This is a genomic window from Acinetobacter sp. YH01005, from assembly GCF_013420465.1.
In the GTDB taxonomy this organism is placed as follows: Bacteria; Pseudomonadota; Gammaproteobacteria; order Pseudomonadales; family Moraxellaceae; genus Acinetobacter; species Acinetobacter amyesii.
Map to the genome: position 1 here is coordinate 1 of NZ_VOYA01000008.1, position 21,852 is coordinate 21,852.

Below are 21,852 nucleotides of genomic sequence, written 5' to 3' on the forward strand. Positions count from 1 at the left end.
ATAGCAAGAGTGAACCACCTGATCCCTTCCCGAACTCAGAAGTGAAACCTCTTAGCGCTGATGGTAGTGTGGGGTTACCCATGTGAGAGTAAGTCATCGCCAGCTCATTATTCGAAACACCCCCTGACTAGTCCAGGGGGTGTTTTTTTATGTGTGATGAAAAGGGAAGAAAAAAATAATAAGAAAAGCAGAAGAAAAAACAGGGAAATGATAGATATTTAAAAAGAATAAGGCCGATCAACAATAAACTCGTCTAGAACTCTTTTATATCATTTAAAATGTTTTGCTAATGAAAATGTGTAATAAATCAATATAATAAAATCGTTTGTCTCTTTAATAATATATAGGGTATTTAAGATGTTTTTAAAAAAATTATTAGCTACAGTTTTATTTGCATTTGTTTCTTTCAATACTACAGCCGGTGTGTATCAGGATAAACTAAGTGAATGTTTGGTAAATAAAATTTCAGCAAAAGAGAGTCAGAACTTAACAGCTTGGATTTATTTGGCATTTTCAGCACATCCAGAAATTTCTAAATATAGTAAAGTAACGCCAGTTGAGATACAAAAAATTGATAAAAATATGGCTATTCTATTTCAAGATTTATTTACTAAACGTTGTAATGCTGAAATCAAAGCTGTTACAGAAAATGAAGGAACAAATGCTCTAGGTAAAGCATTTGAACTATTGGGAAATCGTGCAGCTGAAAATCTGATGAAAAATCCAATTGTTGAAAAACGTATTGCATCATTTGCGCAATATTTTGATGAAGATAAAATGCGTCAATCTATGAAATAATTGAAGAGATTAGACCTAACAAAATTTATCCTCTTAAGCTTAGTTAGGTCTATATGGTTAAATAAAAGATTAAATTTTTAGAAATTATAAGGAACTTTTTAAATTATTTTGATGTTCTTTAACTTGTTTTGCATAACGTTTGCCTTGTTTTTTCATTTTTCGATTGGTGTTATAAGCAGTAGGTCCGACATTATAGTAGGCTAAAGCTTTTGGAATACTACCTGCCGCATTTTTATATTTAGTTAAAATAAATGACCCACAATTAATATTGGTTAATTCGTCATATAAATCCCCAGGGCATGTTGCTTGCCAATAACGTGGCATCACCTGAGTTAAACCGACTGCACCTGCAGGAGAACTGACATAAGGGCGGAAAGTTGATTCTTGGCGAATAACGGCAGCCAGTAGTAAAGGATCTAAGTTGTATTGATCGGCAGTTTGCACAATGTAGGGTGACACTCGATTTGCAGTTTCAGGATTGACTGAATAGGCCTTTTGGATCCCTGATGAAAGTTTAACTGCACGTTTTTCTACAGAGCCACCACCTAGTGATGAACATCCAGAAATCAGGGTTACAGATATAATAACAGTTGAAAACTTTAAGCTGTGAGCGCTTAGGAGCGACGAAAGACGAGTTGAAAGGCGAGTTTTATTCAGTACATTCTGCATTTATATTCACTTTAAAATAATCATGGCTAAGTGTAATTTCTAAAGCGATATTATGAACTGGAGACTTAGAGGTCAATATTTTCTTAAGATGCTCTGTACAGTGAAATTGTAAGAATTGATGGAAATGTACTCAAATTACATGATTTTTTAAGTGAAGAGAGAAAAAGATCGTGTTAATTGAATCAGTATTTCTCTCTTAACATGGTACTTATTAAGATTATGGGAACATTCAAATCCCGAGAACTTTAGTTATAAAAAACTAGAATATCCATTTATCAAATAACTGTATTTGATAAAGCTGTAAATCTTTCCAGTGAAATTTGTAGAATCTAATTTTATTTAAAGCGTTTTAAGCATCCAAATTTCGCATGCTTGGCTATGACCTGTATTGCCCTTGGGAGCTTGTAAGTGTTCAAATCCTACTTTTTCATAGAGTTTCACCGCTTGCCCAAGTGTATGTGTAGTTTCTAAATAACACGCTTTAAAATTATGATCTTTGGCGAATTGAAAACAAAGTTCTAAAATATCTTTGGCTAAGCCATGACCACGTAATTCAGGCATAAAATACATTTTTTGGATTTCTAAAATGCTTGAGTCTCCAACTAAAGGAGAAAGGCCCCCACCACCTAAAATTGTACCGTGTTGATTTTCAATAACCCAATATTGTGCATTTGCTTGCGTATAGACGTGATATAAATCATCTAAAATTGGATCTGCAACAGCAAATCCTGACTCTGGCGCTAATCCAAATTCTTTGGAAACTGTGCGAATGACATTGGCAATGCTTACATTGTCTTCAAGTTGAAGTGGTCGGATCTGAAACATAATCATCGAAAAACAAAAAGATGGATTGTTTATAGACTGATCCTATAAAAAAATCCATCTCTAAGTTTAAAATTACTCAAGCAAAAAATTAGTTTAATTCGCTTGAACTTTTACCCAGTTCACGACGTGCAACGATTAATTGTTGAATTTGCTGTGTGCCTTCAAATATATCGAGGATTTTTGAATCACGTGCCCATTTTTCTAATAATTCATCTTCGCTATAGCCGACAGCCGCTGCGAGTTCTACACACTTTAATGTGATTTCATTACCTACACGGCCTGCTTTTGCTTTAGCGATGGATGCTTCACGTGAGTTTGGTTTTTTGTTGTCGGCCATCCATGCGGCTTTGAGCATGAGGAGACGTGCTGCTTCCCAGTCTGCTTCCATTCGATATATTTGTGCAGCAATATTCGAGCTTTGTAAGATCGGTGTTGAATACTGCTCATCTAATTCATCTTTAAAGATTTCTTTAATTCGCTCTAAAGATGCCTTGGCACAGCCAATAGCCATCGCGGCAACGAGTGGGCGAGTATTATCAAAAGTTTCCATAACCCCAGCAAAACCCTTTGCTACATCAATTTCAGCATTGCCTAATAAGTTTGCAGCAGGGACACGACAATCTACAAAACTAATGGCAGCAGTATCAGAGGCTTTAATACCCAATTTATGTTCTAGGCGTTCTACAGTCATGCCCGGCGTACCTTTTTCAACAACAAAGGATTTAATCGCTGCACGGCCTAATTTTTTATCTAGCGTTGCCCAAACAACTACTGAATCAGCACGTTCGCCTGAGGTGACAAAGATTTTTTCACCATTGAGGATGTATTCATCACCATCTTTCGTCGCTGTTGTCCGAATAGCTGCAGAATCAGAGCCGCAATTTGGTTCTGTAATGGCCATAGCGGCCCAAGTTCCTTTTAAGCGTTCTAGTTGCTCATCATTGGCTACTGCTGCAATAGCCGAGTTTCCAAGCCCTTGGCGAGGCATACTGAGTAACAGGCCTGTATCTCCATAGCACATTTCGATGATACTGAGGGCTGTTGACATATTGACACCGTTTTTATTACCAGTGTCTGTGTCGCCACGTTTATTGACGGCGGCACCTGCATTCATGCCATCACCGCCATCATTCATACCGTCAACGAGGGAAGATAACATGTCTAATTCTTTTGGATAGGCGTGTTCGGCTTTGTCATATTTACGTGAAATAGGGCGTAGAACATTTAAAGCGACTTCATGGGCTTGGTCGATCAGCAATTTAAATTTTTTCGGATTTTGTAAGTTCATGGACATTTCCTTGTTTTTATTTTGCTGAATTATGCATGTAAGCCAGATTGAAGAATCGCTGTGGCACGTAAGTCTCGATACCAACGTTCTACGGGATGTTCTTTGGTAAAGCCATGACCACCTAATATTTGCACGCCATCGGTCCCAATTTTCATCGATTTTTCAGCACATAGCACGCGGGCTAAATAGGCTTCACGATGAAATGGCTTGCCGGCTTCGGCTAGACTTGCTGCGTTTAGGATGAGCATATGCATGGCATCAATTTCGATTGCCATATCTGCAATCATAAATGCCACACTTTGACGGTGCGAAATTGGCTCTCCAAAAGCTGTACGTTCGTTTGCATATTGAATGCAATATTTTTTGACTGCAGTTGCGGTGCCAACAGCCATGGCACACCACATTAAGTTGCCAAGATCGATAAATGAGGTGTAGTTGAAATCTTGATCGCCTAAGCGTTGGGCAGGGGTCTGATCAAATTTTAAAGTTACCGTTTCAGTGGCTTTCAAACCCATAGCAGGTGTTTTTTTTGCGCTAATGCTCTGGTCGCGTTGCACAATAAAAACTTCAGGCTGTCCATTGAGCATGGCACTCACTAACAGCACATCTGCCTGTTCGCCTAGAAGGACTAAGGTTTTCTCCCCACTGATTTTATACTGCTGGCCATCAGCAATCGCGTGAGTTTTAAGTTGATAGGGATTAAATGCCGCTGTTGCCTCTTGAACCGCAAAGCTTGCACGTAGGGCTGAATCATCTGCAAATGCCGCTAAGTAGGTTGCTTGAACAGATTCGGAACCCCATTGGGTGATGGCGTTGATACAGCTAAACGTCGACAGTAAACCTGCTGTTAAACTAAAGTCACCTTCAGCCAATTGTTCCGCAATTAAGATATTGCTAATGATATTTTTTTCTGCCGCGACGCCACCCAAATCTTCAGGTAAGGCATAATAATTTAGACCTAGATCTTGGATATGTTGCCATAACGCTTCAGGAAATCTTTCCTCTTGATCGGCTTGATGAGCAAGTGGATACAAGACTTCTGTGGCAAACTGCTGCATCGCATCAGCAGTCATTTGTTGTTCTTCAGTCAGGTTTAAATCAAATAATGATTTTTGTTGATTAGGCAAACGTTGCTTATGCACATCTTTGTTGGTCTGAAATACTTTTTGCGTCTGGCTCAGGGTTTTAAAACCAGCTTTTGAGCTTTGATACAAAGATTTTTCAACAAATTTGCGCAGTTTAAACTGATCGAGTACATCACTTCCGGCAATTTTAGTTAAAAGTGAGAGTCCAAATCCTTGTGCCTTGTTTACCATATTGGTCATTGTTGTTTTCCATTTGCGTTGTTCTTATTTAATGCTGACATGCCAAAGATAGAAAAACCATGTCATAAATGACATGCATGATTGTCAAAGATAAACGGCGAGATTAGGTGGGATTCGATAGCTAAATAATTAATTAAGAATAGAAAAGTAAAAAGGCTTAAAAGTATTGTTATTTTAAAATTGACTTGGCTGACATTTGAGTCAGCCAAGTTTTAAGGTCTGTATTGAATGATTATTGATATTTTTGAATCATACGACGAACATTGGTTTTTGCTTCAATGACGGTCATAAAGGTATATGCACCGATAAATTTACGGCTAATAAACATAAACTCTTTAGGTGGAACTGAGAAATAGCGAGATGCCATCGATTTTGACGCTTGTTGCATCACACGGCTATGTAATTGGCTTTTTTTCCAGTCATAGCGTTGTTGTTCGTCCATAACACCAGCAGGGATGTCTGGGTTATTTTCAGTGCTACTAAATGCCTCTGTCGCTAACAGAAAGACTTTAGCCATATCAGGTTTAATACTTTGTGGAATACCATCAAAGAACTCATAACCTGTCATCGCTTTGACCATTTGCTCGGAGCTATGGTGATAACCGGCGGTAATCAAATTACGTGCAACGCCTAATAGATGATCATCGAACTGACGAATCGCACCAAAGTCGAGGAGTACGATTTTATCTGGCACATCCGCACCATTGCCTAAACGGACCAAATAGTTTCCGAAGTTAGGGTCGGTTTGCATTTCACCCCATTCAAAAATTTCGCGTACAGCAATTTCAAGTGATGCTTCACCTAAGGCATTACGGCGCTCTTGAGGAAGTGATAGCATTACAGGGCTGTTAATCGGCACACCACGTTCAAAAGTCATACACAGTACTTGAGGTGTTGAATAACCTTCAATGATTTGCGGCACAATATAACGTGGGTCTTCTTTTAAGCGTGCAGCAAAACGGCGAGTGGTATCTGCTTCGATTTTATAATTTACTTCACGATGCATCATTTCACGAACTTCATCAAACCACTGATCAAATTCACGGGTTTGGGGCACCATTCGTGTCAGTTTGAGCATGTTTTTGAATAGATTCATATCCGAATCGATTGCATCTGCCACACCCGGATACTGGATTTTTAATACCAGTTCTAAACCATCAGATTTACGTTTTGCACGGTGAACTTGTGCCAAAGACGCAGTGCCAAGTGGCTCATGATCAATCACGAGATCATCAAGCTTTGAGCCAAGTTGATTTTGTAATTGGACTTTGATGGCTGGCCATGCCAATGCAACTGTTTGATTGTTCAAGGTGTTGAGGGCTTGGGTGATTTCTTCAGGCAGAAAATGTTCACCATACAACGCCATCATTTGCCCAATTTTTACAATCGAACCTTTTAATTTACCAATTTCTGCGACGAGATATTCAGCCTGATCTTTCATGGCTTTTTTACGTTTTTTCTCTTTTTCTTCTTCACTCGAAAAAATAGAAGTGGCGTTTGATGCTGCCCAACGAGTTCCCGCAAGTAGCGATGCCTTTGCGATAGATAAGCGTCGATCCATAGAAGACGTTTTCAAGTGTTTGAGCTTATCGTTCTGATCTGACATGTAAATTAAATCCTTTAATCAGCAATTCGCAGAAAAATACATTGTAGCTAATTTTAACGTTTCTTAACGTATTAAAATAGTTCAACTTACTGAATATGCAGTAAGCATTTGCAAACTTAAGCAAGATGCCGCGTAGACAGGTACATTGGAAAGAAAACTATAAACGATATTTGATTTTTACCGTATCGTTTTGCATCAATGCGGCTTTATGTTCTTCAATATGTTGATGAATAAGATGTTGGACAGATTCGTCTTTAAATCCGGCAGCATAACCTTTGACAATAATAATGCTCGGTAAGCTAAAAAATAGGGTACGTGCGTTTTCTAGACTCGCATCAGGGAAAACTTGATGTTCGATCAGTAGTTGCTGAAAAAATGCCTTTTCAGTTTGCACATTTAAAGACTGAGTGTCTTCCCAATAGCTCTGACGCATAGCCATGAGGTTATTGTGCTTATAGCTCATTGGAGCTCCGCATTTAAAATTTAACTGTTTGTATGGGGATAATTTTATAAAATTAAAGCTTATGATCAAGTACAAATTGCTAAACATTTGAGCTTGAATTGGTTTTTATTCGTAATTTTTATCTATTAGGTTTTATAGCATGCTGAAGAAAAGCCTAAAGTACAAATTTCATTTCAGCGAATGTATCTGACCTATATGTGCGGGTTATGAAATGTTTTCAAGCGGTGAATAATGCCGTATTTTTATTATAAATAGCATCAAAACAAGGTATCATAGGGCGTTTAAAAAATTATGAACTGGAGACGCCTTAAGTGGATCGACCGACTATTAGCCCTGAACATTTACAGGAAGCAGCTGAAAACCTATCAACAATTCGTGATTATATCCGCTTTGGGGTAACAGCTTTACGTCAATATGATGCCCACTTAGGACAAGGTACAGAAGACTATTTTGCTGAAAGCTCAGCATTGGTTTTACAAACGTTATCTCTAGATTGGAATGCAGATGCGGAAATCTTAGATGCGAAATTATTGCCAAGTGAAGTTGCAGAATTTTTAGCATTGTTAGAACGTCGTATTAATGAAAAAGTTCCAACGTCTTATTTACTTAACTTGTCATATTTCTTTGGTAAGCCATTTTATGTCGATGAACGTGTTCTGATTCCACGTTCTCCAATTGCAGAGTTAATTGAAAACCGTTTTGCGCCATATTGCTTAGGTGAAAATGGCGAAATGGGTGCTGCAGTTAATAATCTACCTGAAAATGCCAATCCAAAAACTCCTCAGCGCATTTTAGATATGTGTACGGGTTCAGGTTGTATCGCGATTGCTTTAGCTTATGCATTCCCAGATGCTGAAGTTGATGCAACAGATTTATCTAAAGATGCACTTGAAGTGGCACAAATTAACTGTGAACACCACAATAAACAATATCAAGTGGCTTTACTTGAGTCTGATTTATTCGCCAAAATTCCAGCAGAAAATCAATATGATTTGATCGTGTCGAATCCACCGTATGTGGATGCTGAAGACATGGCAGATTTACCAGAAGAATTCCACCATGAACCTGAAATGGCGCTTGCTGCGGGTCAAGATGGTTTGGATCTTGTCCGTAAAATGTTGGCACAAGCTGCAGATTACCTGACTGAAGATGGCTTAATTGTGATCGAAGTGGGTAACTCAGAATGGGCAATGCGTCAAAACTTCAATACCGTTGATTTTTACTGGTTACAGTTCCAAAAAGGCGGTACAGGTATCTTTGCATTGACTGCTGCTCAATGCCGCGAATACCGAGATTTATTTATTCAATCTGTTCAAGCATAAGGAGTCGTTTGACATGGCAGGTAATAGTATAGGGCAACTCTTCCGTGTAACGACTTGTGGTGAATCTCATGGCGTTGGTTTGATGGCCATTGTGGATGGGGTTCCACCGGGTATTGAACTGACTGAAGCCGATTTGCAAAAGGATCTGGATCGTCGTAAGCCGGGCACATCTAAGTTTGCGACTCAGCGTAAAGAACCCGATGAAGTTGAAATTATTTCAGGCGTATTTGAAGGCAAAACGACCGGTACATCGATTGGTCTATTGATCCGTAACACAGATCAAAAATCAAAAGATTATGGCAACATCGCGCAAACCTTCCGTCCGGGTCATGCAGACTATACGTATACACATAAGTATGGTTTCCGTGATTATCGTGGTGGTGGTCGCTCTAGTGCTCGTGAAACTGCGATGCGTGTTGCTGCGGGTGCGATTGCTAAAAAATTCTTGTTTGAGAAATTCGGCATAGAAATTCGTGGTCATGTAACCCAAATTGGTACCGAAAAAGCAGAGAAATTGGACTGGACTGAAGTTCCGAATAACCCATTTTTCTGTGGTGATGCAGATGCCGTCCCACGTTTCGAAGCTCTCGTAACGTCACTTCGTGAACAAGGAACGAGCTGTGGCGCCAAACTGGAAATTATTGCGACGCAAGTGCCAGTCGGTTGGGGCGAGCCTGTATTTGATCGTTTAGATGCAGATATTGCACATGCCATGATGTCCATCAATGCTGTAAAAGGTGTGGAAATTGGTGATGGCTTTGGTGTTGCCGAGCAGTTTGGTCATGAAACCCGTGATGAGTTAACTACGGATGGTTTCTTGGCAAACCATGCTGGCGGCATTTTGGGCGGTATTTCGAGTGGTCAGGACATTCGTGTTGCGATTGCTTTAAAACCAACAGCATCCATTACTACGCCGGGTAAAACCATTACGATTAATCGTGAAGATACTGATGTGTTGACCAAAGGTCGCCATGATCCTTGTGTCGGTGTTCGTGCAACTCCAATTGCGGAAGCAATGTTAGCAATTGTGCTCATGGATCACTTCATGCGTAACCGTGCACAAAATGCAGAGGTTGTTGCACCATTTGCCCCAATTGAACCCAAGTGAGGAAACAAAGCGCTGCTTTGTTCCGAACGCGGTTGGTGAGTAGCGTTAGCGAGTCACAGTGGATAAATAACAAAGCACAGCTTTGTTTCGAACGCGGTTGGTGAGTAGCGTTAGCGAGTCACAGTGATGAGAAAATTGCATAAAAAAACCAGACAATTGTCTGGTTTTTTTATTTCGGTAAACTAGGCCTATGAAAATAAATAGCAAAAAAATATGAATATACGAAATGCTTTACTTGGTGATATTCAGCAGCTTGAAAGCTTAATGAATACAGCCTATCGGGAAAATCATCCCAAGAGTTGGACGACAGAACATCATATTGTTCGAGGAAATCGAATAAATGTGTCTCAACTCAGTCAACTCTTACAAAAAAGGGATTTTCATTTATATGTGATTGAGTCGGTACATGCGCAGATCATGGGGTGTATTGGTATTCAAATGCAGGGAATGAGCTGTGAAATTGGTCATTTTGCAATTCATCCAAATGAGCAAGCTCAGGGCTTAGGAAAAAAATTATTGCAATTTGCAGAACAGCAAGCGATGTTGATTGAACCCAATGTTGAAGAATTTGTGATGTATGTGATTGATCGGCGTTTAGAATTAATAAAATATTATCAACGACGTGGCTATAAGCTTACAGATGAAAATCAAGCCTATCCTCTTCATCTAGAGGTAGGTCAACCGATTTGTGAACTGACAATTAAACAATTAATTAAACGAATAAAATAAAGACCATGTGATGCATTTGATCAATTTATAAAGCGAGATGAATAAAAAATCCCAAAAGAAAACATACACTAACTTTTGGGATTTTTATTTTAGACTATTTGAGCTTAAGAATAAGCACGTAGAAATAGTCGATAGGCATCTGAAGATTTTTGGTTTTTTAACATATAGTGTGCGATTTCACCTTGGTTGGTATTCATAATCACAGCAATATTTTTTGCGTCACGGAATTGTTTAAGCACAGTATCTGGAACCATCACAGTATTGGACGAATCAATCACATTTGAATTATCTAAGCGACGATAATTTGTTTGACCAATTGCAGGATAAGACAAAACTTTGCCGTCAATCACAAACGATATTTCATTCATATCAAGCTGCTGTTGATCATAAGAATGCAGTGAAAGTGCATACTCACCTTTGTTTTTTTGCCAATCAATTGCAAGTTCAGGACATTTTTGCCCAGCTTCACATAGTAACTGACCTCGAGTAATGGTTCGTTGGATCACTTTGCTGTTTTCAACGGTATTCACACCATTTAGCTTCAAGGTTCTTGTTTCAGGTTTATTTTTAGGTACTGTAATACAACCCATGAGTAGTAGGAGTGTAAATCCTAGAACTAAATAAATTTTCATGTGTTTTTCCATGTTAGCGTTATTTTTATAAGCAATATTTATTTTGGCGCATATTCACACAGAAAAACAAAAAAGTGAAATACATCACACTTTTCTAGTTTTGTTCGAGCACTGCATTAATATAAGTAGTGGATATTCAAATAAAAAATATTTTTTAATGATCTTTATCGCACTTCATAGAAGTTTAGATAATTTAAGTAAGATCTGTGATTTTGCGCTATCAATCTGCTCGGGATTGGTTTGTCGAGACAATTGATCACGTGGTTTTTCACCTAAAAAATATTTGATCCGTTCAGCATTCGCACCCGATGGATGTGGAAGTCCCGCTAGAATTTGTTGATCATTTAAATAGCCTAAGCTACATACATAATTTAAAACCTCATCTACACCTTTGCCTAGCGGGATATAAATTTCGTTCGGAAGCTGTTGAACCATAGGAATAAAATAATCATCAATATGTTGTTTTAATAATTCATTTTTTAGCATTGCGGGCGTTAAACCTGCATAATTTTTTCCATTGATCAAAATGCATTGCTGTAAAACCGAGCACATTTGCACCATATCTTGATGATTGCTAAAGAGCTCTGCGGTGGTCTGAATGCCTAATTGATTGTGTAATCCAATATGATCTAGCAGTTGAGTTAAATTTTTACGAATAGGGCCGCTAAAAGCGCCACTATTCTTGGTAAGTTTAAGAATGTTTTCCTCAGATACTTGCTGTTCTAAGCCGTCCTTTGCTGCGATTAATGCATTACGCCATTGTTGTTGGCCTGGGCAGATGCCGACGATGACCACTTTTGCATCATGATTTATGGCCTCGAATGGTGCATAAAAACTTTGAACAGGTCCCAGAGTCTTAAGAAGGAGTAAATCACTTTGGGTTAATTCTTCAATAGAATGTGTTTTGATCACAGATGCAAAGCGAGAGAAAAGCGTATAATCCGACATAAAACTTCAATCTTTCTAGTTATAAATTTCATTTAATATTTTAAACCTTTATCTTAAAGATGAAGTATTTAGGTTTAGAAAAAATGATTTTAAATTTATAACCTAACAACTTAAATCGATATAAAAATAATATTTAACAATATTGACCCAAACAGGACTTGAGATTTGGTACAAATATTGCTCATATCTAACTAAGGCAATACCAAGATGAATGCCGAATAAAAACGAATGGATGATTGCAGGAGAGAAGCACAGATCGTGCTCGCCGAAGGAGCAAGTTCCCCCAGGAAACTCTCAGGCAAAAGGACTGTAATCATATAAAAAATCTGGAGAGAAGTAGGCCGGATCTACTCACCGAAGGGGAAGGTTCACATTGCTTCGCAAGGAACCAAAGCTCTCAGGTACCAATGACAGATGGGGCGAGCATAGGAAATATAATTTCCAAGGAGCCTATATGTGTCATATTGTTGTGATTGGTGCAGGTATTACTGGGGTAACGACAGCTTACGAACTCGGATTACTCGGTTATCGTGTCACTGTGGTCGATAAACATCTTTATCCTGCGATGGAAACGTCGTTTGCCAATGGTGGACAATTATCAGCGTGTAATGCTGAAGTCTGGAACCAAAAAGCAACGGTAGTGAAAGGCATCAAATGGATGTCACAAAAAACCGCGCCATTATTATTAAATCCAAGTTTTAATCTACACAAATATTCATGGCTCTTTGAGTTTATGGGGCATATTAAAGATTACCGTGAAAATACTCACGAGACCGTCCGTCTTGCATTGATGGCACGTCAGCGCTTATTTGAAATAGCTGAGCATGAAAACTTACAGTTTGATTTAGAAAAACGCGGCATTTTACATTTCTTTCATAATCAACATGATTATGAGGTGGCGACTCAAGTTAATAATATGCTCTGTGAAGGTGGTTTAGAGCGTCATCCTGTGACATTAGCTGAAATCCGTGACATTGAGCCTAGTCTGACAGGTGAATACTATGGAGGCTTTTATTGTCCGGGTGATGCCACTGGAGATATCCATAAATTTACAACGCAGCTTGCCAAAGCAACGGAACGCTTTGATGTGAAATATATGTGGGGTTTTGAGGTGACTGACTTTGAGCATCATACAAAAGGTGTCAATGTTCGATTAAAAGCCAGTGATGAAAATATGGAAAATCCTGATGCAGATAGCATACTTGAGGCAGATGCTGTAGTGGTCTGTGGTGGCGTAGGTAGTTATGAACTTGCGCATAAACTCGGTGACCGTGTAAATGTCTATCCAGTCAAAGGATATTCAATTACCATAAACTTAAATGATGAACAAAGTCAGACCAATGCGCCTTGGGTGAGTCTGTTGGATGAAAGTGCCAAAATTGTGACTTCACGCTTAGGTGCAAATCGACTACGTGTTGCAGGCACGGCAGAGTTTAATGGCTATAACCGAGACATTCGTGCAGATCGCATTCAGCCCTTAATTGATTGGTCGAATCGTAACTTTAATCTATCAACAGAACATGTGGTGCCATGGGCGGGTTTACGACCAATGATGCCCAATATGATGCCTGTAGTGCATGCAGGTAAGCGAGATCATATATTCTATAATACAGGGCATGGTCACCTTGGATGGACCTTATCTGCGGCAACAGCTGCGATGATTAGCCAGCAAGTGCAGCAAACACATCCGATTTAACTGATATATTTTAGACACCCAAAAGCCTCAACGTTGAGGCTTTTTTGTATTTTTCTAAGTCATTCGAATTTGATCTTAATCATATAAACGATAAATCCCTGCAAAACGTTCACAGCCTTTTTGTTCGGTTTTTACTGAGAGTAAGGCCTTACTGTAATTGAACTGATATTTGCAGTCGTGTTCATTATCGGTGATTTGATTTTTTTGTTCGGGTGTTGTGTAAGCTAAAAATGGGATGGTTTGTGTTTCGACTCGATTGTTTGGATTACGATAGGCAATGCCTTCGATTTTGATGCTGTTTTTGCCTAGTTGATGCACCTTTAAATGTACAGGTGATGTCGCAAAATGGCCATTTTCAAATTTAAGATAATGCTGCGTTAAACTTTGGTTCATCGAGGTATAAATATTCAAATCTTCATGGCGAAGCTCAAATTGTTGTTTGAAACACTCCAAGTTTTTGCATTGCTGAACTCGGCTATACCATAATTTTTGCGTATCTATCAGCAAGCGTACTGGGGCATCGGTAATCAACTGTGCCGTTAAAAAAAGCCCATCTAGCTTTTCACGTTGTTCTTCAAAACCGTCAGAACAGTAATTTTTTTTTGCCTGAGTATTGGCCTGATCACAGTCAATCTTTTCTGCATGCGTAAACGTCGCTAGGCCAGAACCTATTAGCAGAACCAGTCCGAATTTTTTGATGATATTTATTTCAGTTTTCAACAGCATGATCGCTTATACTTTCACTATGTTGCGCTTGCCCACACTATAGCGAAATAGAAAGCGTGAATACAAGATTTCAATCATTATTTTCTCAAGGAACTCAAGCATGATAGCTCAAATTCGTATCGGTCAGGGCATGGATGTGCATGCATTTGAAGAAGGTGACTTTGTAACGCTTGCTGGTGTTCAAATTCCACATACACATGGACTCAAAGCACATTCTGACGGTGATGTAGTACTACATGCGCTTTGTGATGCATTGTTAGGTGCTTTGGCACTTGGAGATATTGGTCAGCATTTTCCAGATACAGATCCAAAATTTAAAGGTGCCGATAGTCGAGTACTTTTAAAACACGTCTACCAACTGATTTTAGATCGTGGATATGTACTTAATAATGCTGATATTACCGTGGCTTGTGAGCGCCCTAAACTAGCAAAACATAATTTAGAAATGCGTCAAAGTATCGCAGATGTTATGGATGTTGAAGTTACACAAATTAGCATCAAAGCGACCACCACCGAAAAATTAGGGTTTACTGGTCGCCAAGAAGGTATTCTTTCTACTGCAACAGTACTGATTTCTCACGCAAAATGATCTGGATGGATCAGCGCATGTTGTAAATCTTGAGTTGCTTTACGGCCTTGAAGTTGTAAGGCAACCGCATGGATTAAACCTGTCCATGTTTCATTGGGTTCCCAAATTTGATGCATCAAATCTTGAGCCTTTGGCATATCAACATCCATATAGTATTGACGATATAAATACATCAAACTGCTGACACGGAAGTTTTTTGCACAGTGCAGCCAAACCGTTTGACCTTGAACCAAATGGTCAATCATATCGAGTACTAAAAGGCATTGATCATCTGAAGGGGTATCCCAAGAGATTGGAACTTGGATGTAGTTCAGGCCTAGATCTAGGCAAATGCGGTCTTCATGCTCGATATGATTGGATGCATCGGTCAGTGCTAAATTAATAACCGTTGAAACACCATATTCTTTAATCGTTTGAAGCTCAGAAGGAGATGGTTGTCCTGACGTTAATAAGTGTTCATGTATATATTGGAAGTTTTCAATATGACTTAACGCATTTTCGATTTCATTCATCTGACAAATAATCCTTCAAAGTAAAACGCCATCTCGAAGATGGCGTTTTTCATTCACTTAGCGTGTCGGTAACACGTCTTTAAGTGCTTCATGCATCTCTAACAAGACTTTTTCAGTCGTATCCCAATCGATACAGCCATCAGTCACTGATTTACCATATTCGAGGTCACAGAGGTTGGCAGGAATATCCTGACGACCACCTTTTAAGTGACTTTCTACCATAATACCCACGATTGACTTGTTTCCGTCAAGGATTTGTTCAGTAATATTTTTCAGAACAAGGGGTTGTAGGTACGGGTCTTTGTTTGAGTTTGCATGACTGGTATCAATCATGATTTTGCCACTAACTTTTGCTTTGGCTAATGCCGCCTCTGCATCTGCAACAGAACCTGCGTCGTAGTTTGGTTTACCGTTACCGCCACGGAGTACAACGTGTGCATAAGGGTTACCACTGGTACGAATAACAGAAACTTGACCTTGGTCACTTAAGCCCAAGAAGCTATGACCATGTTTAACAGATTGCATGGCATTGGTCGCAACGGTTAAACCGCCATCTGTACCATTTTTAAAGCCCACAGGTGAAGACAGGCCAGAAGACATTTCACGATGTGTTTGGCTTTCAGTGGTGCGCGCACCAATCGCTGACCAAGAGATAAGATCTTGGTAGTACTGTGGTGAGTTTGGATCGAGTGCTTCAGTTGCACAAGGCAAACCTTTTTCATTCAATTCAAGTAAAAGTTTACGACCAATACGTAAGCCTTTTTCGATGTTGAAAGAATCGTTCATGTCTGGGTCATTAATTAGACCTTTCCAACCCACAGTGGTACGTGGTTTTTCAAAATACACACGCATCACGACATAAATCGTATCTTGTATTTTGTCACTTAAAACTTTTAAACGGTCAGCATAATCATGTGCAGCGACTGTGTCGTGAATTGAACATGGGCCAATGACAACAAAAAGACGTTTGTCATTTCCATCTAAAATATTACGTACAGTTTCACGGCCCTTAAGGACTGTTTGATAGGCAGTTTCAGTCAGAGGTAGCTCTTTTTTTAGTTCTGCAGGAGTAACAAGAGGCTGAATGCTTTTTACATTCACGTCATCAATGTCGTTTTGGGTAATAGAATTTGACTGTAAAGTATTCATTGCCGTCACTGGTTTGATTATACAAAAGGTTGTTTCGTGAGCCGAATATAACATGAATATAGCATTCAAATGTTATAAAAAAGATCAATAAGTCTCTGAAAAAAAAGTGATGAATCGGGCAGTTAATTTAAACCTGCTGACTATTCACCGTCGGTGCGATCAACATTGCAGTTGTTGGTTTTTCGACAGGTTTTGATTTTACTGGATTAATGATGAAATTCATGCCTAAAACAAACAAGGTAATGCCTAAGACTTTACGAATGACTTTTTCAGGTAAACGTGAGCTGATTAAAGTTCCGACCACAATTGCAGGAATAGAACCCACCAATAACCAACCCAATAAATGAAAATCGACATTACCTGAGCTCATATGACCCAAGCCTGCAACCAGTGTAAGAAGCACGGCATGTACGACGTCAGAGCCGATAATACGAATCATCGGTAAGTTCGGGAACATAAGCACCAAAGCCATAATACCGAAGGCACCTGCACCCACAGACGATAGAGTAACGAATACGCCTAAAATAATCCCCATGATGATGATATATGCACGCTTATTTTTAGCTTGGAAATTGATACGCTCCAGATCAGCACTCATATCATCCAACTGATCAGTTTTTCGAAATTTATTAAAGAATTTTTCGATATGACCACGGAAAATAATTGAGATCCCTGTAATCGTCAGCATAAAACCTAAAAACATGGTTAATACCGTTTTGTAATGTGTCGATTGGCTCAGATAGTTTTCCAGTACCCAATGGGTCGCAAAAGACGCAGGGATACTGCCGACAGCAAGCCAAATAACAATGGTCCATACGATATTCATTTTACGTGCATGAACTAAAGAACCACAAAATTTTGAAATAGCGGCATACAGCAGGTCTGTACCAATCGCAATATGGGGTTCAATTTTATACAGGCTGATCAGGATCGGGGTCATCAATGAACCACCGCCAACGCCGGTAATACCTACGCAGAAACCTACAATTACACCTGCCAGAATGAACTCTAAAGGACCGACCATCGCTGAATGCCAAATATCAAAAAACGTGCATATCTTATGACTAATTGATATAAGTCGTTGTCTCGATTAGTGATTTGCTTGTGAAAAAAATAGATAAAGAGTGGTTTTAATTTGGAAAATAATGGATTTTAAATAAGCTAAGTTATTGATTTCGGCTTTCTCAAGTAGTTAATAGTTAAAATGGAGATTATGCTGCAGTGAAATCGTATATTTTGAATATAAGGCTTTGAATATCTGAAGTGGATATCCAATACCTAAATGCACTGTAGGTTTTCAATTCTAAGCTTTTGATTTGTTATTTATCGATATATGCGACTGTGAACTTAAAGTCCATTCCTGCAAAATCTATACTCCTTAAAAAGATAAGGTTTCGCCATTATTCGAATATGAGTAGAAGGACACTAACTAGACATTTTAAACATGCGTCAGAACTACCTATTGTCACTTGGTCAAATAATTAAAGACTGCGATGTGGGGCTGAATTGCTCGAATTGACAGATTATTCAGTTGATAAACTTGCGGAAAGCACGGGTTTTAAAACCGCAGTACTATTTCGTAAATTGTTTAAGAGTAAATACGGTAAAAATCAGAACCATTGGTATAAAAATTTTTAGTTAGTAGCTAAGTAGCAGTGATGAATATTTCTAAAATGGTGACTTAAAGACGTGCAGCTTTTTTTTGGAAATCTATTAACTTTGCGAAGGACTCGTATAGAATCTATAGCTGAAGAACATTGAGTTAAAAGGACAGACTTTTGCAAAATCGGAAACTTAAAATTGGCATCGTGGTTGGGGAAGTATCCGGGGATACATTAGGCGCCAAGCTTATCCGCAGTTTTCGAGAGCAAGGGATTGATGCGGAATTTGAAGGCATCGGCGGTCCGCAAATGATTGCAGAAGGTTTTAATAGCTATTATCCGATGGATATTTTATCGGTGATGGGGATTGTTGAGGTCTTAAAAGATATTAAAAAACTATTTGCTGTACGCGATGGTCTGGTTGAAAAATGGACTGAAAATCCTGTCGATGTTTTTGTGGGGATTGATGCGCCGGATTTTAATTTGCGTTTATCCAAGAGCTTGAAGCAAAAGCAGCTACCAATTAAAACAGTGCAATATGTCAGCCCTTCAGTGTGGGCATGGCGACAAGGCCGTGTGCATGGCATCAAGGCGAGTATCGATTTAGTTCTTTGTTTATTTCCTTTCGAAAAAGCATTTTTTCAAAAATGGCAAGTTCCGGCTGCATTTGTCGGACACCCATTGGCAAGTCAGTTGCCTTTAGATAATCCACTCGTTGCAGCTAAACACGAGTTAGGCTTAGATGAGCATCAAAAACATATTGCATTACTTCCGGGCAGCCGTCGCGGCGAAATTGAGCGTTTGGGGCCTTTGGTACTGTCCGCCGCACAGATTTTGACGGAGCAGCATCCAGACTATGTGTTCCTGATTCCTGCAATCAATGATGCACGTAAACAGCAAATCGAATTATTGCTCAAGCAGTACCCTGAAGCATTACAAGCCAAAGTTCGCTTGATGGAAAACACCGATACCGAATCTAAAATTGGCCGTCTGGTGATGAACGCATCGAATATTGTCGCTTTGGCTTCGGGTACAGCGACTTTAGAAGCGATGCTTTTACACCGTCCAATGGTGACCTTTTATAAGTTAAATTGGCTGACCTATCATGTGGTGAAATTGCTGATCAAAATTCCGTATTATTCATTGCCAAATATTATTGCGGGAAAAAAAGTGATTCAGGAACTTATTCAACATGATGCAACACCTGAAAAATTAGCAGCAGAAATTGAAAGCTTGATGGATGTTGAAAAATCGCAAATTCAAGTGATGCAGCACATCACCATGCATAAACAACTGCTTTCAGGCAACAGTGAAAACCCTGTGGAAGCGATTTTAAAGCTTTTAGATTAAACCTCTAAGGTGACTCAGTTTTTGCGAGTTGATGCTGCTGTCGATACTGGCTCGGTGTTAGATCATAAAACTTTTTAAAAGTTTGGCTAAATGCTGTTTCAGATGAGTAACCGATACGATGGGCAATTTGCTGAATAGTCAGTTGCCCCATTTGTAAGTGCTGTGTCGCCAGTCGCAAACGATGTTGCTGCAAATAGGCGAGTGGAGATTCACCGAGCATTTGAGTGAATAAACTGGCAAATTTAGAACGTGACATGCAACATTGTTCTGCCAAGCTTTCGACGGTCCAAGCATGCTGTGGTTGTTCATGAATCGCGGCCAAAGCGTTGGATAATTCAGGATGACTTAAGGCATGCAACCAACTGCTTGAATCTGACAAGGCTGCAATATAATCACGCACACATTCGATAAATAAAATACTCACCAAATGATCCAAAATTTTGTCGCGGCCTGGACGGATCTGATTCGCTTCAACGGCCAGAAAATGTAAGCCAATTTGCAACCATTCAGGTGCGGTACTGCTCATGATGTGTGGTGTGTGTAATAGCGTGGGGAGTGCATTCACTAAAGGCTTTGCCATAATGCTGTCGACATGTCCACGGATCGCGAGTACAAATAATTCTTCTGCTTCATGAGATTCGGCAGAATTTAATTCAATGGTTTTATTTCGTTGCTCTTGAAACAGTGGTGTGATGTTCACTGATTCGACCAAGATATCAGACTGTATAGATTTGCAGTGGTGGTTTTGCCCTGACGGAATAAGGCAAAGATCGCCAGCTTCAAGCAAAACCTGCTCTTGATCTATATGCACAACACACTGACCTTGAATCACTACATACGCAACCATGGCATTGTGATCTTGAAAATGAAAAGCCCAAGGATGCTTTGATCTCAAATAAATATATTCAGATCGGTGGAGATGAATATCATCAAAAATTTTACTTAAAGCATCCATATTTCAAATATTTACTCATATTAATTTTGTATTTATAGATGGTCACTATGTGTTTAAAGGTCAACATTTATCCTTAAATGCCAAAGACGATCGCATATTTTTTTTGGACGCTTAAAACTGTTCTGGCTGCCCATATTTTACGAATATAAACACAGAAGAAGTAATTAGGGAAGTCTAGCGCATGAATGCACCAGTAAAATTAAATGAACAGCAGCTCGCTCAGTTAGAAAGCAAAATCGGTAGTGTTTTAGATAAAAAACGTTATGGTTGGCTATTGAGTCCAGGTTTACCTGTCATTGGTATGGGGATCTTGGCGGGTTATCATTTTGGTCCAAAACCGACAAAAAAACTATTTGCCATGGGCGGGCCGCTTCTATTGCATGTCATTATTCCTGCACTGGATGCACTGATCGGTGATGATGCCAATAACCCGACAGATGATGACATTAAAGTTTTAGTAAATGATCCTTATTATGATCGTATCGTCAAATTATTTATTCTACTGCAAATGGCAGCGAATGCTTTTGCTGGCTATGTGGTTACCCGTAAAGATGTTTCAATATTAGATCAAGTTCTACTTGGGATTTCGATGGGTGCAATTAATGGCGTCGGTGTAAATACAGCACATGAACTCTGCCATCGACCACATAAAAAAGACCATTACTGGGCACATGCGACGCTCGCACCATTAGGTTATAGCCATTTCCGTATAGAACATCCATATGGACACCATAAACGTGCGGCAACTCCTGAAGATCCTGCATCTTCAAAAATGGGCGAAACCTTTTATGAGTTTTGGCCACGCACTGTATTTGGTGGAATTAAATCGGCGGTGCAGATTGAGAAACAACGTTTAAAACGTAAAGGTTTAAGTTTCTTTTCGAAGGAAAATGAACTGTTTCATGGTTGGGCGATGAGTGCAGGTTTTCATGCCTCGATGCTGAAAATGTTTGGTAAAGGCGTGACACCGTATTTAGTTACACAGGCCTTTTATGGAATCAGCCTTTTTGAAATTATTAATTATATTGAACATTATGGCCTGAAGCGTGAGCAAAAACCGGATGGAAGCTATGCGCGCACCATGCCTGAACATAGTTGGAATAACAATAATATTGTGACCAATCTATTTTTGTATCAATTACAGCGACATTCAGACCATCATGCATATCCGACTCGTCCATTTCAGGCTTTAAGACATTTTGATGAAGCGCCAGAGTTGCCTAGCGGCTATGCCACTATGCTAATTCCTGCTTTAGTACCCTCTATTTGGTTTAAGATGATGGATAAACGTGTCTATGATCACTACCAAGGCGATTTAACTAAAGCCAATATTCATCCTAAACGTCGTGCAAGTATTTTTAAAAAGTTTGCAATTTCAGACATTTAAATCGAATACCTGATAAGAAGAATCCCAAGCTTGTTTGCTTGGGATTTTTTATTGTGCGTATTATTAACCGATGCTACGCAGTAACATCAGAAGCGCACGTTGATTCAAATAAAAGAACGATACACGGTAACGTCATCCGCAATTGTTTGAGACAGGACTAATTGTAATCAAAAA

The 21,852-nt window shown here is 39.2% G+C and carries 21 protein-coding genes, 1 rRNA gene and 1 riboswitch; of the genes, 9 read left to right on the top strand and 13 right to left on the bottom strand.

What is annotated here, in order from left to right; translation table 11 throughout:
• Positions 1-105 (top strand): 5S ribosomal RNA (gene rrf, locus FTT72_RS07205); the annotation flags it as partial.
• Positions 106-357: 252 nt separating this feature from the next.
• A complete protein-coding gene (locus FTT72_RS07210; RefSeq protein ID WP_180005580.1) occupies positions 358-798 on the top strand; it encodes a hypothetical protein in 441 nt (146 codons plus the stop codon).
• Positions 799-882: 84 nt separating this feature from the next.
• On the opposite strand, the gene FTT72_RS07215 is transcribed toward FTT72_RS07210, so the two are convergent.
• From FTT72_RS07215 to FTT72_RS07240, 6 genes are all read right to left on the bottom strand, one after another.
• Positions 883-1,467, bottom strand: a complete 585-nt coding sequence (locus FTT72_RS07215; protein WP_180054910.1) for a lytic transglycosylase domain-containing protein — start codon at positions 1,465-1,467, stop codon at positions 883-885.
• A 339-nt stretch (positions 1,468-1,806) separates the two neighbouring features.
• Complete coding sequence (locus FTT72_RS07220; protein WP_180054928.1) at positions 1,807-2,292, bottom strand: GNAT family N-acetyltransferase; 486 nt, start codon at positions 2,290-2,292, stop codon at positions 1,807-1,809.
• A gap of 88 nt (positions 2,293-2,380) precedes the next feature.
• Positions 2,381-3,580 (bottom strand): acyl-CoA dehydrogenase family protein, encoded by a 1,200-nt coding sequence (locus FTT72_RS07225; RefSeq protein ID WP_180178108.1) that lies wholly within the window; start codon positions 3,578-3,580, stop codon positions 2,381-2,383.
• A 29-nt stretch (positions 3,581-3,609) separates the two neighbouring features.
• Positions 3,610-4,896 (bottom strand): acyl-CoA dehydrogenase family protein, encoded by a 1,287-nt coding sequence (locus FTT72_RS07230; RefSeq protein WP_171263801.1) that lies wholly within the window; start codon positions 4,894-4,896, stop codon positions 3,610-3,612.
• 241 nt (positions 4,897-5,137) lie between these two features.
• Entirely contained in the window at positions 5,138-6,511 is a 1,374-nt protein-coding gene (locus FTT72_RS07235; RefSeq protein ID WP_180178109.1) for an AarF/ABC1/UbiB kinase family protein, read from the bottom strand.
• A 157-nt stretch (positions 6,512-6,668) separates the two neighbouring features.
• Positions 6,669-6,974 (bottom strand): hypothetical protein, encoded by a 306-nt coding sequence (locus tag FTT72_RS07240; protein ID WP_078191029.1) that lies wholly within the window; start codon positions 6,972-6,974, stop codon positions 6,669-6,671.
• 311 nt (positions 6,975-7,285) lie between these two features.
• On the opposite strand from FTT72_RS07240, the gene prmB reads away from it, so the two are divergent.
• The 3 genes from prmB to FTT72_RS07255 all read left to right on the top strand — a co-directional run bounded on the left by prmB (position 7,286) and on the right by FTT72_RS07255 (position 10,133).
• Positions 7,286-8,296, top strand: a complete 1,011-nt coding sequence (gene prmB / locus FTT72_RS07245; RefSeq protein ID WP_078193871.1) for a 50S ribosomal protein L3 N(5)-glutamine methyltransferase — start codon at positions 7,286-7,288, stop codon at positions 8,294-8,296.
• 13 nt (positions 8,297-8,309) lie between these two features.
• On the top strand, positions 8,310-9,404 hold the full coding sequence (aroC, locus tag FTT72_RS07250; RefSeq protein ID WP_180178110.1) for a chorismate synthase: 1,095 nt from the start codon (positions 8,310-8,312) through the stop codon (positions 9,402-9,404).
• A gap of 213 nt (positions 9,405-9,617) precedes the next feature.
• Positions 9,618-10,133: a GNAT family N-acetyltransferase gene (locus tag FTT72_RS07255; RefSeq protein WP_180178111.1), complete on the top strand. Its 516-nt coding sequence runs from the start codon at positions 9,618-9,620 to the stop codon at positions 10,131-10,133.
• 104 nt (positions 10,134-10,237) lie between these two features.
• Here FTT72_RS07255 and FTT72_RS07260 read toward each other — a convergent pair whose 3' ends face one another.
• Positions 10,238-10,765 carry a hypothetical protein gene (locus tag FTT72_RS07260; RefSeq protein WP_180178112.1) on the bottom strand — a complete coding sequence of 176 codons (528 nt, stop codon included), beginning with the start codon at positions 10,763-10,765 and terminating at the stop codon, positions 10,238-10,240.
• A 174-nt stretch (positions 10,766-10,939) separates the two neighbouring features.
• On the bottom strand, positions 10,940-11,713 hold the full coding sequence (locus FTT72_RS07265; protein ID WP_180178113.1) for a hypothetical protein: 774 nt from the start codon (positions 11,711-11,713) through the stop codon (positions 10,940-10,942).
• Positions 11,714-11,942: 229 nt separating this feature from the next.
• Positions 11,943-12,033: riboswitch (glycine riboswitch) on the top strand.
• Between the two features lie 134 nt (positions 12,034-12,167).
• Between FTT72_RS07265 and FTT72_RS07270 the strand changes: the two genes are divergently transcribed.
• A complete protein-coding gene (locus tag FTT72_RS07270; protein ID WP_180178114.1) occupies positions 12,168-13,409 on the top strand; it encodes a D-amino acid dehydrogenase in 1,242 nt (413 codons plus the stop codon).
• 75 nt (positions 13,410-13,484) lie between these two features.
• Here FTT72_RS07270 and FTT72_RS07275 read toward each other — a convergent pair whose 3' ends face one another.
• Entirely contained in the window at positions 13,485-14,135 is a 651-nt protein-coding gene (locus FTT72_RS07275) for a hypothetical protein (RefSeq protein ID WP_180178115.1), read from the bottom strand.
• A 100-nt stretch (positions 14,136-14,235) separates the two neighbouring features.
• Between FTT72_RS07275 and ispF the strand changes: the two genes are divergently transcribed.
• Positions 14,236-14,724, top strand: a complete 489-nt coding sequence (ispF, locus tag FTT72_RS07280) for a 2-C-methyl-D-erythritol 2,4-cyclodiphosphate synthase (protein WP_168378679.1) — start codon at positions 14,236-14,238, stop codon at positions 14,722-14,724.
• Here ispF and FTT72_RS07285 read toward each other — a convergent pair.
• The 3 genes from FTT72_RS07285 to FTT72_RS07295 form a co-directional block, all read right to left on the bottom strand.
• A complete protein-coding gene (locus FTT72_RS07285; RefSeq protein ID WP_078191020.1) occupies positions 14,712-15,236 on the bottom strand; it encodes a protein tyrosine phosphatase family protein in 525 nt (174 codons plus the stop codon). The genes ispF and FTT72_RS07285 overlap by 13 nt on opposite strands.
• Before the next feature lie 57 nt (positions 15,237-15,293).
• Positions 15,294-16,385: a 3-deoxy-7-phosphoheptulonate synthase gene (locus FTT72_RS07290; protein WP_143221612.1), complete on the bottom strand. Its 1,092-nt coding sequence runs from the start codon at positions 16,383-16,385 to the stop codon at positions 15,294-15,296.
• A gap of 127 nt (positions 16,386-16,512) precedes the next feature.
• Positions 16,513-17,409: a sulfite exporter TauE/SafE family protein gene (locus FTT72_RS07295; RefSeq protein ID WP_078193863.1), complete on the bottom strand. Its 897-nt coding sequence runs from the start codon at positions 17,407-17,409 to the stop codon at positions 16,513-16,515.
• Positions 17,410-18,163: 754 nt separating this feature from the next.
• Between FTT72_RS07295 and lpxB the strand changes: the two genes are divergently transcribed.
• Complete coding sequence (gene lpxB / locus FTT72_RS07300; RefSeq protein WP_180178116.1) at positions 18,164-19,336, top strand: lipid-A-disaccharide synthase; 1,173 nt, start codon at positions 18,164-18,166, stop codon at positions 19,334-19,336.
• A gap of 4 nt (positions 19,337-19,340) precedes the next feature.
• On the opposite strand, the gene FTT72_RS07305 is transcribed toward lpxB, so the two are convergent.
• Positions 19,341-20,291, bottom strand: coding sequence for an AraC family transcriptional regulator (locus tag FTT72_RS07305; RefSeq protein ID WP_180049598.1), 951 nt, complete (start codon positions 20,289-20,291; stop codon positions 19,341-19,343).
• Positions 20,292-20,472: 181 nt separating this feature from the next.
• On the opposite strand from FTT72_RS07305, the gene FTT72_RS07310 reads away from it, so the two are divergent.
• The gene (locus FTT72_RS07310) at positions 20,473-21,678 is read left to right on the top strand and encodes an alkane 1-monooxygenase (RefSeq protein ID WP_180049600.1); all 1,206 of its coding nucleotides are present in this window, start codon (positions 20,473-20,475) and stop codon (positions 21,676-21,678) included.
• Positions 21,679-21,852: the final 174 nt, after the last annotated feature.

Coding starts and splice junctions, on each gene's coding strand:
- FTT72_RS07210 (WP_180005580.1), top strand. CDS start 358: ATGTTTTTAAAAAAATTATTAGCTACAGTTTTATTTGCATTTGTTTCT.
- FTT72_RS07215 (WP_180054910.1), bottom strand. CDS start 1,467: ATGCAGAATGTACTGAATAAAACTCGCCTTTCAACTCGTCTTTCGTCG.
- FTT72_RS07220 (WP_180054928.1), bottom strand. CDS start 2,292: ATGTTTCAGATCCGACCACTTCAACTTGAAGACAATGTAAGCATTGCC.
- FTT72_RS07225 (WP_180178108.1), bottom strand. CDS start 3,580: ATGAACTTACAAAATCCGAAAAAATTTAAATTGCTGATCGACCAAGCC.
- FTT72_RS07230 (WP_171263801.1), bottom strand. CDS start 4,896: ATGGTAAACAAGGCACAAGGATTTGGACTCTCACTTTTAACTAAAATT.
- FTT72_RS07235 (WP_180178109.1), bottom strand. CDS start 6,511: ATGTCAGATCAGAACGATAAGCTCAAACACTTGAAAACGTCTTCTATG.
- FTT72_RS07240 (WP_078191029.1), bottom strand. CDS start 6,974: ATGAGCTATAAGCACAATAACCTCATGGCTATGCGTCAGAGCTATTGG.
- aroC (WP_180178110.1), top strand. CDS start 8,310: ATGGCAGGTAATAGTATAGGGCAACTCTTCCGTGTAACGACTTGTGGT.
- FTT72_RS07255 (WP_180178111.1), top strand. CDS start 9,618: ATGAATATACGAAATGCTTTACTTGGTGATATTCAGCAGCTTGAAAGC.
- FTT72_RS07260 (WP_180178112.1), bottom strand. CDS start 10,765: ATGAAAATTTATTTAGTTCTAGGATTTACACTCCTACTACTCATGGGT.
- FTT72_RS07265 (WP_180178113.1), bottom strand. CDS start 11,713: ATGTCGGATTATACGCTTTTCTCTCGCTTTGCATCTGTGATCAAAACA.
- FTT72_RS07270 (WP_180178114.1), top strand. CDS start 12,168: ATGTGTCATATTGTTGTGATTGGTGCAGGTATTACTGGGGTAACGACA.
- FTT72_RS07275 (WP_180178115.1), bottom strand. CDS start 14,135: ATGCTGTTGAAAACTGAAATAAATATCATCAAAAAATTCGGACTGGTT.
- ispF (WP_168378679.1), top strand. CDS start 14,236: ATGATAGCTCAAATTCGTATCGGTCAGGGCATGGATGTGCATGCATTT.
- FTT72_RS07285 (WP_078191020.1), bottom strand. CDS start 15,236: ATGAATGAAATCGAAAATGCGTTAAGTCATATTGAAAACTTCCAATAT.
- FTT72_RS07290 (WP_143221612.1), bottom strand. CDS start 16,385: ATGAATACTTTACAGTCAAATTCTATTACCCAAAACGACATTGATGAC.
- FTT72_RS07295 (WP_078193863.1), bottom strand. CDS start 17,409: ATGGTCGGTCCTTTAGAGTTCATTCTGGCAGGTGTAATTGTAGGTTTC.
- FTT72_RS07305 (WP_180049598.1), bottom strand. CDS start 20,291: ATGGATGCTTTAAGTAAAATTTTTGATGATATTCATCTCCACCGATCT.
- FTT72_RS07310 (WP_180049600.1), top strand. CDS start 20,473: ATGAATGCACCAGTAAAATTAAATGAACAGCAGCTCGCTCAGTTAGAA.